Consider the following 14,891-nt stretch of genomic DNA (forward strand, 5'->3'; position numbering starts at 1 on the left):
CCCCGAGCCGCGTCACGCCTCGCGGGTGATCCGCACCTCGACGTCGAGCGACTGCGTGCCCGCACCGGCGAAGATCCCGCGCAGCGGCGGCACGTCGTCGTAGCACCGGCCCCGGCCCAGGACGACGTGGTTCTCCCCCACCGGCGCGCGGTTCGTCGGGTCGTACGCGGTCCACTCGCCCGCCCACCACTCGACCCACGCGTGGGACTCGCCCGTGACGGTGCGCCCCACCTCGCCGTCGCGCAGCGGGTGCAGGTAGCCGGACACGTACCGCGCCGGGATGCCGACGCTGCGCAGCGCGCCGGCCGCGAGGTGCGCCATGTCCTGGCACACGCCCTTGCCCGCCGCCCACGCGTCCGTCGCGGGCGTGTGCACCGCGGTGACGCCGGGGACGTAGTCCATCCGGTCCCGCACGGCGAGGCAGACCGCGAGCGCCGCGTCCGCCGGGTCGGCGCCGGCGGCGGCCTCGGCGGCCAGCGCCGCCACCTCGTCGGGCGCCGCCGTGGTCGGGGTGTCCGACAGGAACTCGGCGAGCGAGTCCCGCAGCGCGGGGCTGCGCAGGGTCTCCCAGTCGCCGGCCGTGCGCGGGCCGGGCCGGGCGGTGACCTCGACGCGGCTCTCCGCGGTGAGCACCAGCTGCTCGTGCGGCGCCAGCACCTCGAACGCGGTGACGGCCGTGCCCCAGTAGTCGCGGTACTCGTGCGACCAGGTGTGCGGCTGCACGTCCAGGCGCGCGTCCAGCACCACCTGACCGGGCTGCGCGAGCGGCGTCATCCGCGCCTCGTTGTAGGACACCGTGACCGGGCGGGTGTAGCGGAACGCGGTGGTGTGCACCACGTGCAGGCGGCTGGTGCCCATCAGACGGCCTCCCCGACCCAGGTGGTGACGCTGCCGGACGGGAAGTACCGGCGGCGGATCGCGTCGCTCGCGGCCGCGCACGCGCGCTGCACCCGCTCCATCTCCGCGGGCAGGGCGTCCAGGACCTCCGGCAGCGGGCGGTACTCCAGGCTGGTGCGGGCGTGCCCGAGGTGGCGGATCGCCTCGTCGACGCCGCTCATCCGGGCGGGCTCCAGCGCCGTCAGGCACTCCTCCGCCTGCCCGAGGGCGTACACGATCGACCGCGGGAACGACCGGTCCAGCAGCAGGAACCCCGCCGCGCGCTCGTCCGAGGCCATGCCCCGGTAGGTCCGCAGGTACGCCTCGTGGGCGCCGCAGGACCGCAGCAGCGTCGCCCACCCCGGCCCGCCGGCGCCCGCGAGCGCCCGGGTGGTGATGAGGCGGGCGGTCATGTCGGCCCGCTCGATGGACCGGCCCAGCACCATGAACCGCCAGGTGTCGTCCCGCGACGTCGCGGAGTCCGTGAGCCCGGCGACGATGGCCGCGCGCTCGCGCACCCACGTGAAGTAGTCGTGCGGCCGGGTCGGGCGCATCTGCGCGGGCAGCTGGTTCCACGCCGTGTTCAGGCACTCCCACAGCTCGGTCGACACGATCTCCCGCGCCCGGCGGGCGTTCTCCCGCGCCGCGATCAGCGAGCCGGCGATCGACGACGGGGACACCCGGTCGTACGCGAGCAGCTCCAGCACCTGCTGCCGGCCGATCTGCGCCTCGGGCGGCGGCGCGGGACGGTCCATCACCGACAGCAGCGACCGGCACGCCAGGTCCTCGGCCGCCCACGGGTCCTCGAGCAGGCCCTGCACGTGCACGTCGAGCAGCCGCGCGGTGTCGTCCGCGCGCTCGACGTAGCGGCCGATCCAGAACAGCGACTCCGCGATCCGGCTCAGCACCGTGCACCTCCGTCGTCCGTGGCGGCCATCTGCTGCTGCTGCTCCGCCTGGGGTGCGGCGTCGTCCGGGTTCGCGTCGATCGGCACCGCCTGGTCCACCGGGACGGCGCGCGGGCCCACCGGCGCGTCGGACCGGGTCGCCCGGTGCGGCGTGCTGGCGCCGAGCACCCAGGTGTCCTTCGAGCCGCCGCCCTGCGAGGAGTTCACGACCAGCTGGCCCTCCGGCAGCGCCACCCGGGTCAGCCCGCCGGGGAGCACCCACACCTGGTCGCCGTCGTTCACCGCGAACGGCCGCAGGTCCACGTGCCGCGGCCGCAGCCCGTCCTCGACCAGCGTCGGCACCGTCGACAGCTGCACCACCGGCTGCGCGATCCAGCCGCGCGGGTCGGCGCGCAGCCGGTCGCGCAGCTCCGCGAGCTCCGCCCGGGACGCCGCCGGGCCGACCACCAGGCCCTTGCCGCCCGACCCGTCGACCGGCTTCACCACCAGCTCGTCCAGCCGGTCCAGCACCTCCGCCAGCGCGTCGGGCTCCTCCAGGCGCCAGGTGTCGACGTTCGGGATCACCGGCTCCTCGCCGAGGTAGTACCGGATCAGGTCCGGCACGTACGTGTAGACGAGCTTGTCGTCCGCGACGCCGTTGCCCACCGCGTTCGCGATCGTCACGTTCCCCGCCCGCGCGCACGTCATGATCCCGGGGCTGCCCAGCGCCGAGTCCGACCGGAACGCCACCGGGTCCAGGTAGTCGTCGTCGACCCGCCGGTAGATCACGTCGACCCGGCGCCGGCCCTGGGTGGTCCGCATCCACACCCGGCCCCCGGAGCAGAACAGGTCCCGGCCCTCGACGAGCTCCACGCCCATCGTCCGGGCCAGCAGCGCGTGCTCGAAGTAGGCGGAGTTGTAGACGCCCGGGGTCAGCACCACCACGGTCGGGTCGTCGACGCCCGCCGGGGCCGCCGCGGTCAGCGCGGCCAGCAGCCGGCGCGGGTAGTCCTGCACCGGCCGGATCCGCAGCGTCGCGAACAGCTCCGGGAACGTCTGCGCCATCGCCCGCCGGTTGGACAGCACGTACGACACCCCGCTGGGCACCCGCACGTTGTCCTCCAGCACCCGGAACTCCCCGGCCGCGTCCCGCACCAGGTCGATGCCGGACACGTGCACCCGGACGCCGTTCGGCGGCTGGATCCCGCGGGCCGCCCGGTGGAAGTGGGTGGACGACACGATCAGCCCCCGCGGCACCACGCCGTCGGCGACCGCCTTCTGCGGCCCGTACACGTCCGCGAGGAACGCCTCCAGGGCCCGCACCCGCTGCGCGACGCCCGGCGCGACGTGGTCCCACTCGTGCCCCGCGATCACCCGCGGCACCACGTCCAGGGGGAACGGCCGCTCCTCGCCCGCGAAGTCGAACGTCACGCCCTGCGCCAGGTACGAGCGCGCGAGCGCGTCCGCGCGGGTGCGCAGGTCGGCCGTGGTCTGCTGCGCGAGCGCGGCGTGCACGTGCCGGTAGCTCGGCCGCGGGCCGTCGACCGCGTCGATCATCTCGTCCCAGGCCGCGCCGCTGGGGTACGCGTCGAACAGGTCCGCCATCCGGTGATCCTCGCCCTCCCGTGTCACGGCCGTGTGTCCGGCCGGGAACGGCGGGGTCACACGCCGCTGCCGCCGATCCTGCCCGAGGGCGGGTGTCCCCGCCGGTCGGGGGCTGGTCGGGGGCGGGTCGGGGGCTGGTCGGGGGCCGGGCGACGTGCCCGTGCGGACGGTCTCCGGGGGGCACCGGCGCCTGGTAGTCTTGTCAGTCGCGTGTCCGCCCGGGTCGGCGGGCACTAGTCCGGTTCCTCTCCGCGGGTGTCCCCACGCCCCAGTCCCGGCGCCGGACGCGCCCTCTACGACCTTGTTCCTATCGCCCCTGGGCGAGCACACGAAGAGAGTCCACACCGTGGCCAACATCAAGTCCCAGATCAAGCGGATCCGCACCAACGAGATCGCGCGCCTGCGCAACAAGGCCGTGAAGTCGGAAGCTGAAGACGTTCGTGCGCCGCGTGCGCGAGGCCGTCGCCGGCGGCGACAAGGACGCGGCCGCTGCCGCGCTCACCGTCGCGTCGAAGAAGCTCGACAAGGCCGTCTCGAAGGGCGTCATCCACGCCAACCAGGCTGCCAACAAGAAGTCGGCCCTGGCCAAGGCGGTCAACGCGCTCTGACGCGTTCGCTGGTCCTCACGGAGGGCGCCACCCGCTGCGGGTGGCGCCCTCCGTCGTCTCCGCCCGCGCCCGGCCCCGGGCTCCTGGACTCCCGGACTCCCGCCTCCGCCGAGGTCGACACCTCGCGGCCGCGGTCGCCCCGTACGACGAGCGACCTCGGCCGGGCCGGGCGACCTCGGCGTGGGGCGACCGGGGACGACGAAGGGCGTCACCCCCCCTGCGGGGTGACGCCCTCGACGCGGTGACGGCCGCTGACGGGCCGTCCCGGGGAACGTCGGCGACTCAGTCCTGGGCCACCGCGCTCCACGCCTCCCACAGCACCGCGGGGACCGCGGGCCGGAAGCCCGCCTCCCGCAGCGCGCGGTCGAATGCCTGCGCCGCCCCGGTGACGTCCCCGTGACCGAGGAACCGGTCGCCGAGCTCGCGCCACACCGCGGCGGACTGCCGCGAGGCCGACATCATGCCGAGCATGTCCGCGGCCCACCGGTACGCGCGGGAGGCCTGCTCGACCTCGCCGCGGGCGTGCAGCGCGTCGCCGATCGCGAGCTGCGCGGCGGCGCCGTCCAGCCGCGGGGCGTCACCCAGCCGCTCCAGCGCGCCACGGGCGTACGCCTCGGACGCGACGGGGTCGCCCAGCATGAGGTGCGCGCGCGAGCGCTCGACGTCGAGGCGCGCCATCTCCACCTCGGAGCCGGACACCGCGAGCTCGGGCGCCGCGCGGTCGAGCTGCTCCAGCGCGGTCACCGGCTCGGCCGGGTCGCTGCGCAGCAGGAGCCACGCGTAGTTCAGCCGCAGGCGCGGGATGTCACGGCTGACCTCGCCCTCGCCCAGCAGGGCGAGCGCGCGCTCCGTGTACCGCTTGGCCAGCCCGTAGTCGTGCCGCTGCTCCGCGACGAGCGCCGCGTTCCAGTACACCGACCCGCGACCGCGCGGGGTGCCGAGCGACTCCGCCTGGCGGATCAGCTCCGCGGCACGGTGCGTCGCGTACAGCAGGTCACCGCGCTCGACGTAGGCCCACAGCGTCGTCGACCCCAGCCGCAGGTGCTCGTCGGTACCGGTGAGGCCCGACTCCTCGAGCTCCGCGAGCTGGCGGTCGCCGAGCTCGATCGCACGGCCCAGGTCGCCGGCCTCCACGTACGAGGCGACGAGGGCGGTCGCTGCCGCCGCCGCGTCGAGGTGGTGCGACTCGGCGCGGGCGTGCGCGAGCAGCGGCTCGAGCACGCCGACGGCGGACTCGAGGTCACCGAGCATCTCGTGCGCCTGCGCGAGCGCGAGCTGGGAGTCGACCCGGACCTGCCGGGTCACCGAGTCGAGCTCGAGCGCGAGGATGCGGTCGCGGGCGGACGCCGGCTCGCCGGACACGAGGTCCAGGCGGGCGTAGTCCAGCGCGAGCCGGGCGCGGGCCTCGGCGGGGCCCTCGTCGCCGTGCTTGAGGTACTCGACCGTCGACCCGAGGCGCTCGGCGAGCACCGCGAGGGCGGCATCGGTCGGCTCACGCCGACCGGACTCGATCAGCGAGATGTAGCTGGGCGACAGGGCGTCGCCGGCGAGGGCCGTCTGGGAGAGCCCAGCGACCAACCGCGCCTCGCGGACGCGGTCAGCAATGGTCGTCATGGGTGTCACTGTACCTATGACGTCCCCTGACTGCGAGCACGTCACCCGTCCGCCGATCCACGGTCCGGAGTACCCGGGCTCGCCCTGACCACCGAGAGCCATCAGAGCGAGCCCGGAGGCACCGAGGGGGTTCAGACCGCGGTCCGGCAGCAGCCGGTGGCACCGCTCTGGATCGTGACGAGGCCGGCGGCAGAGGCGGCACCGGAGGCGCCGAGCGTGAGGGTGAGGGCGAGGGCGGCGGTCGCGAGGGCCTTGAACGAGGTGCGCATGGTCGTCTCCTGTCACAAACTGTTGACTCTCTGTCATGAAGAGCATGACTCACGCGGAGCGCTTCGCACCAGTGAATCCGCATTCCCGCAGGATGTCCCTCCGAACGGGTGAAAACCTGGCCGCTGAACCGCGCGATCACGCGGCGTCGTCGCCGGTCACCCTGACGCGGTCGTGTCATCGCCGGAATGCTGTGGTGTCATGGTGCGCATGACCAGGGGACAGGGCGATGTCGAGCAGCAGCTCGCGACCGCGATCGACTCCGCGATCCCGCACGACCTCCGTCGCGAGTGGGACCGCCACCTCGCCCGCGAGCAGGTCGTCGTCGGGCGGCAGGGGATCTTCTCCCCCGCCTGCACCCGTTCGGCTACGAGCTCGCGTTCCGCGCGCCCGGCGCCACCCGCGCGGACGCCACCGCGTGGAGCGACCTCCAGCACGAGCGCGCCACGGCCGCGGTCCTGCGCGCCACGTTCGGGCGAGCGGAGGTCGACGAGGTCGGCCACGGCCGGTGGCTGTTCGTCCGCTGCCCCCGCACCTACCTGACCGGCGAGCTGCAGCTCCCCGCCCGCCCCGACCGCCTCGTCGTCGAGATCGCCGGCACCACCCGCATCGACGGCGACGTCCTGCGTGGCGTCCGCCGGCTGCGCGAGCAGGGCTTCCGTGTCGCGATGGCCGGGTTCGTGTCCCGGTCCGACCAGCGGATGCTGCTCCCCCAGGCCGACTTCGTGAAGATCGACGCGCGCGACCTCGACCTCGAGGGCGAGCCGGTCGTCGACCTCGCCCGGTCGCACGGTGCGCTGCTCGTCGCGGAGTTCGTCGAGACCAGCACGGAGCTCAAGGCCGGGCGCCGGCTCGGGTTCGACCTCTACCAGGGCAACCTGCTCGAGCGCAGCCTGCTGCTCGACCGCACGTCCGCCCCGCTGCTCCCCCCGGTCCAGGACCCCTCGGGCCAGCACCACCTCTGACCCGCCTGGCCCACCCGCGGCGCCCACCCACCGCACGCCGAGGCGCGCCCACCCACCGGCACGCCGAGACAGGACCGCAGCGTCGAGTCAGGCCGCCCGGAGGCCCTGTCTCGACGCAGCGGTCCGATCTCGGCGTGGGGGCAGGGCGCTCGGCGTGGGGCGCAGGGCGCTCGGCGTGGGGGCAGCCGGCGTGGGCTGCTCCGGGGTCAGCGGCGGACGCTGCCGGCGATGCGGAGCACGGCCCGCTCGACCGCGAACTTCGGGTCGCGGCTCGCGCCCTTCACCTCGGCGTCCGCCTGCGCGACCGCGGTGATCGCGTGCGCCAGGCCCTCGGGCGTCCACCGGGCGAGCTCCTTGCGGGAGCGGTCGACCTGCCACGGGGCGAGGCCGAGGTCACGCTCGGCACCCGGCCCGCGACCCCGTGCCGCCGACACCTTGGCCAGGACCCGCAGCCGCGCCGCGAGCGCCGCGACGAGCGGTACCGGGTCGACCCCGGTGGCGAACGCGTGCCGCAGCAGCGCGACCGCCTCGCCCGCGGACCCCTCGACGGCGGCGTCGGCGACCCGGAACCCGGTCGCCTCGATCCGGCCGCCGTAGTAGCGCTCGACCACCTCGACGCCGATCACCCCGGTCGTGTCGGCCACCAGCTGGCTGCACGCCGCGGCGAGCTCGCGCAGGTCGCTGCCGACCGCGTCGACGAGCGACCGGACCGCACGGGCCTCCATCCGGCGACCGGCCCGCCGCACCTCCTGGGTGACGAACGCGGCCTTGTCGGCGTCGCGCTTGATCGTCTCGCAGACCGCGACCGGGTGACCGGCCGAGCGCACCGCGTCCAGCAGGCGCTTGCCGCGCTGCCCGCCGCCGTGCCGCAGCACGAGCACCACGTCGTCCAGCGGCGCGGCGACGTAGGCGAGGGCGTCCAGGACGAGGTCGTCCGTGGCCTTCTCGACGGACTCGACGACCACCACCTTGTCCTCGCCGAACAGCGACGGGCTGGTGGCGAGCATGAGCTCGCCGGTGCTGTACGCGGCGGCGTCGACGCGGGAGAAGCTCGATCTGCGGGTCGCGCTCGCGCGCGAGGCCCACCAGGCGCTCGACCGCCCGCTCCGCCAGCAGCTCCTCGGGGCCCGTGACCAGGACCACCGGGGCCAGCCCGACCTCGTCCCAGGCCAGTCCCGCGGGGGCCGACGAGCGACCACCACCGCGCGCGGAACGACGGGAGGCGGGGGCGGAGGGCGGCACGACCCTAGGGTGCCACGTCCCGCCCACAGCGCAGGACCAGCACGACCGCGGCGGTGCACGCGACCGCCAGCAGCACGATGCCGACCGCGCCGCCGGCCCACGCGACGCGCGCGCCCGGCAGGTCGGTGACGATCCGCGCGACGGCGGCGATCCACCAGCACGCCGCGCCGGCGAGCTGGGCGCACGCAGTCGCGCCGCCCGACCACCACGGCCCGAGCAGCGCCGCGAGCAACCCGCCGACCGTCGCCGGCGCCACCGCCGGGGCGGCCGCGACGTTCGCGAGCACGGCGTACGTCGGGACGTCCGGGGAGAGCAGCAGCACGACCGGCGCGCACACCGCCTGCGCCGCGACCGGCACGGCGAGCGCGGTCGCCAGCGGCGACGGCCCCGCGCGAACCCCGTCCGGGGGCCCGTCGGACCGCCGCCCGCGCCGGCGGGGTCGGTCCCAGCGGCGCGCCATCGGACCCGCGAGCAGCGCGATGCCGGCCGTCGTGACGACGGACAGCACGAACCCGATGTCCCGGGCGAGCCACGGGTCCACCACGAGCAGCACGAGGACCGCGCCCGCGAGCGCCGGCACCGAGCGTGCGGGCCGCCCGGCGACGAGGCCGAGCACGCCCACGGCGCCCATCACGGCCGCCCGCACCACGCTCGCCCCCGGCTGCACCAGCGCGACGAAGCCGACCATCACGAGCCCGACGGGCAGCCACCGCGCACGCCGCGGCACCCGGCAGCGCGCGGCGAGCGCGAGCACCACCCCGCCGAGCAGCGAGAAGTGCGCGCCGGACACCGCCGTCAGGTGCGCGAGCCCGGACGCCCGCATCGCCTCGTCCAGGTCGCCCACGCCCCGGGTGTCGCCGACGGCGATCGCCGGGAGCAGCGCACCCGCGTCGCCCGGCACCGCGCGCGCCGTGCCCACCAGGCCGACGCGCAGACGGTCCGCCCACCGCAGCGCCCCACCGGGCGGAGCGCGCACGACCACCTCGGCGGTCGTCCGCGCCCGCGCGACCGGCCTGCCCGCGGGGTCGCGCGCGGGCGACAGCCGGGCCTCGACCTCGACCACGGTGCCGTAGGCGAGCGACGCCGCGACGGCGGTCGTCAGGACCTCGACGGCGGCGCCCGTGGGCGAGGCCCGCGCGGGGTCGGCGCCGACCGCCCCGACCCAGCGGACCGCGAGCAGGAACCGGACCGTCCCGGGACCCCGAGCCGGGTCGGACCTCGCGCCGACGCTCGCGGACCCCGGCGCGCCCGCTCCCGCACCCGCACCATCGCCCTCGCCCGTTCGCGTCGTCGTCCGCAGCGGCTGCGGGGTCGACCGCACGACCCCCACGAGACGTACCCGCGCCCCGTCCGCCGCCAGGTCCCGCAGCCGCCCGGCGTCGCGTGCGCCGAGCTGGACGGAGAGCGCGAGCAGCAGCACCGCGACCGAGCCGAGCACGAGCACGACCTCGCCACCGTGGGCGGGACGACGGACATGGCGTGGGCGACGTGGACGGACGGCGGCGACCGGCCGCGCCGGAGCGGGAGCAGCCGGACCCGTGGCCGCTGCCGGTGCCGCTGCCGGGAGCAGCGGCCACGGGAGCCCGGCGGCGCGCCGTCGCTCACGGAGCTCGACGACGACGGCGCACGCCACCGCCCCCACCCCGACGCCCGCGCCCGCGCCCGCGGCGACCCGCTCCGTGGTGCCGACGCCCACCGCGGCAGCGGCCCACACGGCGAGCGCCGCGGGCACCAGCCGCAGGTCCAGCGGCTCGTCACCGGCCACCGCCGCCCTCCCCCGGTCGGCCGGGCTGGGCCTGCGGAGCCCGCGGGGCCCGGCGGGCGCTCACACGCGCACCCGGTCCGCGACCCGTGCCAGCAGCGCCGGCCCGATGCCGGGGACGTCCAGGAGGTCCTCGGGCGTCGCGAACGCGCCGTGCTCGGACCGCCACGCCAGGATCCGCTCGGCGAGCACCGGCCCGATGCCGGGCAGCGTCTGGAGCCCGGCGGCATCGGCACGGTTCACGTCCACCGCGCCGTCCGCCGCACCGGCAGCGGCACCGCCCGCGCCCGCCGTGCCCGCTGCACCGGGGTCTGCGACCTCCCCTGGTGCGGGGACCCGGACCTGCGCGCCGTCGACCACCTCGGCGGCGAGGTTCACCGCGGACAGGTCCGCGCCCGGCAGCGCCCCGCCGGCCGCCGCGACCGCCTCGGCGACGCGTGACCCGGCGGGCAGCGCGACGACCCCCGGCGCCGCGACCTCACCGACGACGTGCACCCAGACGTCGGGCCGGGACGACGGCGAGGGGGCCGGCCCGCCGGCCGTGCTCGCGGAGGCCAGCGGCTCGGGCACGTCGACGGCCGGTCCGGTCGCACCGGGCGCGGCCCGCAGCGCCACCGCGCCGCCGACGAGGGCGAGCGCGGTCACGGCGACGGCCGCGGTCCGGACGGGGACCTGCCAGCGCAGCCCGGACCCGACGCGCGCCCTGCGGCGTGCACGGTCCTGCACCTCGGCGTCCGTGCCGTCCCACGGTGCGCCCTGGCGCGCGACGGCGGCGCGAAGGTTCGCGCGGGTCGTACGTGCCACCGGCGCGTCGGCACCGGCGGTGTCCCGTCTCCGCGCGGGGTCGGGTGGCGGGTCGCCGTCGTACCAGGTCATGCCCCGACGCTAGGAGCGCGGCGCCGCTCGCGGGCTCCCGCGCACCGGCCCCTGGGGACGACGCGCGGGCACCGTGCCTGGGGAGGGCTCGGCACCCGCGCCCCGACCGGGGTCCGTCACCGAGCCCGCGTCAGCGGTCGGTCACCGTCACCGCGAGGACGCCGACCCCGAGGTGGCCCCCGAGCACCGCACCCACCTCGCGGACCAGCACGTCGTCCACGCCCGAGGTCGCCCGGATGCGGTCGGCCAGCTCCGAGGCGGCCTCCGCGCGTCCGAGGTGCTGGACGGCGACCCGCACCCCGGGACCGCGCCGGCGGACCTCCTCGACGGCGAGCTGGTGCAGCCGGTCGCGGGCGGCGCGTCGGGTCCGGACGCGCTCCGCGACGTCGATCCGGCCGTCGTGCAGGGTGAGGACCGGGCGCAGCCCGAGCACGGTGCCGAACGCCGCGGCCGCCCCGGAGAGCCGCCCGCCGCGGCGCAGGTGGTCGAGGGAGTCGACGACGAACCACGCGGCCGTCGACCGTCCGACCTGCTCGGCGGTCGCGGCGACGTCGGTGCCCGTGGGCGCGGAGCCCCAGGCCGCGCCGTCGGCGACCTCGGCCGCGGCGAGGGCGGCGTAGCCGAGGCCCGCTCCGGCGCTGCGCGAGTCGACGACGTGCACCGGGAGCGGAGCGATCTGGGCGGCGAGCGCGGCGGCGCGGACGGTGCCGGACAGCTCGCCGGACAGGTGCACCGAGACGACCTCGCGGGCGCCCCGCGCGGCGGCGGCCTCGTAGGCGGCGGCGAACGCCCCGGGCGGGGGCTGCGAGGTCGTGACCCGACGGCCGGACGCGAGGAGCGCCCCCAGGGCGTCGGGGGTCAGGTCGACGCCGTCCTGGTACCGGGTGTCGTCGACCGCGACGTCGAGCGGGACGACGGTGATGCCCCACGCCGCGGCGTCGGCCGGGGTCAGGCAGGACGTCGAGTCGGTGACGACGGCGACCGAGGGCGGGGTGTCGGCGGTCGGCTGCTCCTGCGGGGAGGCACCCGGGTCACCGCGGCGTGCCCCGTCGCCCAGGAGCCGGCCCACGACCCGGCCCACGACCCCGTCCGGGCCCGGGCGCCACGCCCGACCGAGCGCGCCCGGCCACGCCGCTGCCCGACCGAGCGCGCCCGGCCACGCCGCCGCCCGGCCACGCCACCCGCGCGCGGCGGGGTGCGGGGCGCCCGGAGACGCTCCCGCACCCGCGCCGCCGGTCTCGCCCTGCGCGGGCACCGTCAGGCCGGCACCACGTTGACGAGCTTCGGTGCGCGCACGATCACGGTCCGCACGTCGCGTCCGGCCATCGCGCGCTGCACGCCGGGGTCGGCCAGCGCGAGATCCCGCAGGGTGGCGTCGTCGGCGTCGGCGGGGACGTCGGCGCGCCCGCGGACCTTGCCCTGCACCTGGAACACGCAGGTCACGGTGTCCTCGACCAGGTACTGCGGGTCCAGGACGGGGAACGGCTCGTGCCCGAGCGAGCGCTCGTGGCCCAGGCGGGACCACAGCTCCTCCGCGAGGTGCGGGGCGACGGGCGCGGTCATGAGCACGAGCTGCTCCGCGACGGTGCGCGGCACCTCGGGCAGCGACGTCAGGTGGTTGTTCAGGACGATGAGCTTGGCGATGGCGGTGTTGATCCGCATCCCCTGCATGTCCTCGGCGACCTCGGCGATGGTGCGGTGCAGCACGCGCAGCGTCTCGACCGTCGGCTCGGTGTCGACGACGGTGACCTCGCCGGTCTCCTCCGACACGACGTTGCGCCACACGCGCTGCAGGAACCGCTGCGCCCCGACGACGGCCCGGGTCTCCCACGGGCGGGACAGGTCGAGCGGGCCCATCGACATCTCGTAGACGCGCAGGGTGTCCGCGCCGTACTCGGCGTACATCTCGTCCGGGGAGACGGCGTTCTTCAGGGACTTGCCGATCTTCCCGTACTCGCGGTTGACGGGCTCGCCGTTCCAGCTGAACCCGGTCGACGCGGTGTCGTCCTCGACGACCTCGGCCGACGGCACGTACACGCCGCGCTCGTCGGTGTACGCGTACGCCTGGATGTAGCCCTGGTTGAACAGCTTGTAGAACGGCTCGCGGCTCGCCACGTGGCCCAGGTCGTAGAGCACCTTGTGCCAGAACCGGGCGTACAGCAGGTGCAGCACGGCGTGCTCGACGCCACCGACGTACAGGTCGACGCCGCCGACGCCGTGGGTGTCGGTCGCGTTGTGGCCCGGGCCCATCCAGTACTGCTCGAGCGCGGGGTCGACGACCTGGCCGGACGCGTGGGTCGGGTCCAGGTAGTGCAGGTAGTACCAGCACGACCCGGCCCAGTTCGGCATGGTGTTGGTGTCGCGGCGGTAGACCTTCGGGCCGTCACCGAGGTCGAGCGTGACGTTCACCCAGCCGGTGTCGCGGCCCAGCGGTGCCTCGGGCGAGGACTCGGCGTCGTCGGGGTCGAAGGTCCGCGGCGCGTAGTCCGGCACGTCGGGCAGGTCGACGGGCAGCGCCGACTCGGGGACCGCGATCGGCAGGTCGTGCTCGTCGTAGACGATCGGGAACGGCTCGCCCCAGTACCGCTGGCGGCTGAACAGCCAGTCGCGCAGGCGGTAGGTCACGGTGCGCTCGCCGGCGCCGCGCTCGGCCAGCCAGTCGATGATGCGGGTCTTGGCGTCGGCGACGGACAGCCCGTCGAGGCTGACCTCCTCGTTGGACGAGTTGATGATCGCGCCGTCACCGGTCCAGGCGCCCTCGTGGCCCTCGGGCGCCTCGACGGTGCGCACGACCGGCAGGCCGAACGCCTCGGCGAACGCGAAGTCGCGGCTGTCCCCGCCGGGCACGGCCATGATCGCGCCGGTGCCGTAGCCCATCAGCACGTAGTCGGCGATGAACACCGGCAGCGACTCGCCGTTCACCGGGTTGAGCGCGTAGCCGCCGGTGAACACGCCCGTCTTGCGTCCGGCGTCGGCCTGGCGCTCCACGGCCGTCTTGGCCGCAGCCTCGCGCCGGTAGGCCGCGACCGCCTCGGCCGGGGTGGCCGCGCCGCCGCGCCACGCCTCGGGGACGTCCTCGCCCCAGGCCTCCTCGCCGCCGCCGACCAGCTGGTCGACGAGCGGGTGCTCGGGCGCGAGCACGACGTAGGTGGCGCCGAACAGCGTGTCGGGGCGGGTGGTGAACACGGTCAGCGGCTCGTCGGCGTCGGTGACCTCGAAGTGCACGTGCGCGCCCTCGGACCGGCCGATCCAGTTGCGCTGCATCGCGGTGACCTTCTCGGGCCAGTCGATGTGCGCGAGGTCGTCCGCGAGGCGGTCGGCGTACGCCGTGATCCGCATGTTCCACTGCCGCAGCGTCCGCTGGAACACCGGGAAGTTGCCGCGCTCGGACCGCCCCTCGGAGGTGACCTCCTCGTTGGCGAGGACCGTGCCCAGGCCCGGGCACCAGTTGACCGGGGTCTCGGAGACGTAGGCGAGGCGCTGGGCGTCGACCACGCGGCGGCGCTGCACCTCGTCCAGGTCGGCCCACGCGGCGCCCTCGGGCACCCCGTCGATCCCGTCCGGCACCGCGCGCGTCCCCGACTCGTAGGCCTCGACCAGCGTCGACACCGGCCGGGCCGCGCCCGTGCCGCCGTCGGGCCGCACGGCGTCCTCGTCGTACCAGGACTCGAAGATCTGCAGGAAGATCCACTGCGTCCAGCGCACGTAGTCCGGGTCGATCGTCGCGAACGACCGGCGCGGGTCGTGCGCGACGCCCAGGCGGCGCAGCTGGCGCGCCATGATCTCGATGTTCGCCTCGGTGGTCCCGCGGGGGTGGGCGCCGGTCTGGACGGCGAACTGCTCGGCCGGCAGGCCGAACGCGTCGTAGCCGAGCGCGTGCAGCACGTTGTCGCCCTGCATCCGGCGGTACCGGGCCACGACGTCCGTGGCGATGTAGCCCAGGGGGTGCCCGACGTGCAGGCCCGCGCCCGAGGGGTACGGGAACATGTCCATCACGAAGAACGGCCGGGCGCCCTCGCGCGCGGTCGCCCCGTCGCCGTCGGTGAGCGCGCCCGTCGGGTTCGCGGCGAAGAACGTGCCGCGCTCGACCCACTCGTCCTGCCACCGGAGCTCGATCTGCTGCGCGAGCTCGGCGGTGTAGCGGAACGGCACGTCCTGGCCGCCGGGCGCCGCGGACGTGCCGGGCGCTG

Annotated in this window: 10 protein-coding genes and 2 pseudogenes; 2 read left to right on the forward strand and 10 right to left on the reverse strand. The window is 76.2% G+C overall.

The annotated features are described in order from the left end of the window. Positions 1–12: 12 nt before the first annotated feature. Genes AC1VL8_RS17480 through AC1VL8_RS17490 form a run of 3 tightly spaced genes read right to left on the reverse strand, consistent with a single transcriptional unit; the run spans position 13 to position 3,367 of the window. The gene (locus tag AC1VL8_RS17480; RefSeq protein WP_483076049.1) at positions 13–858 is read right to left on the reverse strand and encodes a transglutaminase family protein; all 846 of its coding nucleotides are present in this window, start codon (positions 856–858) and stop codon (positions 13–15) included. Beyond that, the gene (locus tag AC1VL8_RS17485; RefSeq protein WP_389235267.1) at positions 858–1,784 is read right to left on the reverse strand and encodes an alpha-E domain-containing protein; all 927 of its coding nucleotides are present in this window, start codon (positions 1,782–1,784) and stop codon (positions 858–860) included. Before AC1VL8_RS17485 ends, AC1VL8_RS17480 begins: the two co-directional genes overlap by 1 nt. Continuing rightward, on the reverse strand, positions 1,778–3,367 hold the full coding sequence (locus tag AC1VL8_RS17490) for a circularly permuted type 2 ATP-grasp protein (protein WP_483076050.1): 1,590 nt from the start codon (positions 3,365–3,367) through the stop codon (positions 1,778–1,780). Before AC1VL8_RS17490 ends, AC1VL8_RS17485 begins: the two co-directional genes overlap by 7 nt. Before the next feature lie 346 nt (positions 3,368–3,713). Between AC1VL8_RS17490 and rpsT the strand changes: the two are divergent. Continuing rightward, positions 3,714–3,975, forward strand: a pseudogene (rpsT, locus tag AC1VL8_RS17495) (30S ribosomal protein S20). A 282-nt stretch (positions 3,976–4,257) separates the two neighbouring features. On the opposite strand, the gene AC1VL8_RS17500 reads toward rpsT, so the two are convergent. Together AC1VL8_RS17500 and AC1VL8_RS17505 are read right to left on the reverse strand one after the other, a co-directional pair. After that, positions 4,258–5,589, reverse strand: coding sequence for a helix-turn-helix domain-containing protein (locus AC1VL8_RS17500; RefSeq protein WP_483076051.1), 1,332 nt, complete (start codon positions 5,587–5,589; stop codon positions 4,258–4,260). A 131-nt stretch (positions 5,590–5,720) separates the two neighbouring features. Continuing rightward, on the reverse strand, positions 5,721–5,858 hold the full coding sequence (locus AC1VL8_RS17505; RefSeq protein ID WP_389235255.1) for a hypothetical protein: 138 nt from the start codon (positions 5,856–5,858) through the stop codon (positions 5,721–5,723). A 288-nt stretch (positions 5,859–6,146) separates the two neighbouring features. Between AC1VL8_RS17505 and AC1VL8_RS17510 the strand changes: the two genes are divergently transcribed. Further along, positions 6,147–6,821: an EAL domain-containing protein gene (locus tag AC1VL8_RS17510; RefSeq protein WP_483076052.1), complete on the forward strand. Its 675-nt coding sequence runs from the start codon at positions 6,147–6,149 to the stop codon at positions 6,819–6,821. 206 nt (positions 6,822–7,027) lie between these two features. Here AC1VL8_RS17510 and holA read toward each other — a convergent pair. The 5 genes and pseudogenes from holA to leuS all read right to left on the reverse strand — a co-directional run bounded on the left by holA (position 7,028) and on the right by leuS (position 14,853). After that, a pseudogene (holA, locus tag AC1VL8_RS17515) lies at positions 7,028–7,994 on the reverse strand (DNA polymerase III subunit delta). Between the two features lie 73 nt (positions 7,995–8,067). Continuing rightward, positions 8,068–9,828: a ComEC/Rec2 family competence protein gene (locus tag AC1VL8_RS17520; RefSeq protein ID WP_483076053.1), complete on the reverse strand. Its 1,761-nt coding sequence runs from the start codon at positions 9,826–9,828 to the stop codon at positions 8,068–8,070. A 60-nt stretch (positions 9,829–9,888) separates the two neighbouring features. Then, the gene (locus AC1VL8_RS17525; RefSeq protein ID WP_483076054.1) at positions 9,889–10,701 is read right to left on the reverse strand and encodes a ComEA family DNA-binding protein; all 813 of its coding nucleotides are present in this window, start codon (positions 10,699–10,701) and stop codon (positions 9,889–9,891) included. A 130-nt stretch (positions 10,702–10,831) separates the two neighbouring features. After that, positions 10,832–11,956, reverse strand: a complete 1,125-nt coding sequence (locus tag AC1VL8_RS17530) for a DegV family protein (RefSeq protein WP_483076055.1) — start codon at positions 11,954–11,956, stop codon at positions 10,832–10,834. Between the two features lie 2 nt (positions 11,957–11,958). Then, a complete protein-coding gene (leuS, locus tag AC1VL8_RS17535) occupies positions 11,959–14,853 on the reverse strand; it encodes a leucine--tRNA ligase (protein WP_483076272.1) in 2,895 nt (964 codons plus the stop codon). Positions 14,854–14,891: the final 38 nt, after the last annotated feature.

The sequence above is a fragment of the Cellulomonas sp. KU4C genome, assembly GCF_056868065.1.

What these genes read in the sequence shown, in the direction of transcription:
- AC1VL8_RS17525 (WP_483076054.1), bottom strand. Translation starts at nt 10,701, where the DNA reads ATGACCTGGTACGACGGCGACCCGCCACCCGACCCCGCGCGGAGACGG.
- AC1VL8_RS17500 (WP_483076051.1), bottom strand. Translation starts at nt 5,589, where the DNA reads ATGACGACCATTGCTGACCGCGTCCGCGAGGCGCGGTTGGTCGCTGGG.
- AC1VL8_RS17480 (WP_483076049.1), bottom strand. Translation starts at nt 858, where the DNA reads ATGGGCACCAGCCGCCTGCACGTGGTGCACACCACCGCGTTCCGCTAC.
- AC1VL8_RS17505 (WP_389235255.1), bottom strand. Translation starts at nt 5,858, where the DNA reads ATGCGCACCTCGTTCAAGGCCCTCGCGACCGCCGCCCTCGCCCTCACC.
- AC1VL8_RS17490 (WP_483076050.1), bottom strand. Translation starts at nt 3,367, where the DNA reads ATGGCGGACCTGTTCGACGCGTACCCCAGCGGCGCGGCCTGGGACGAG.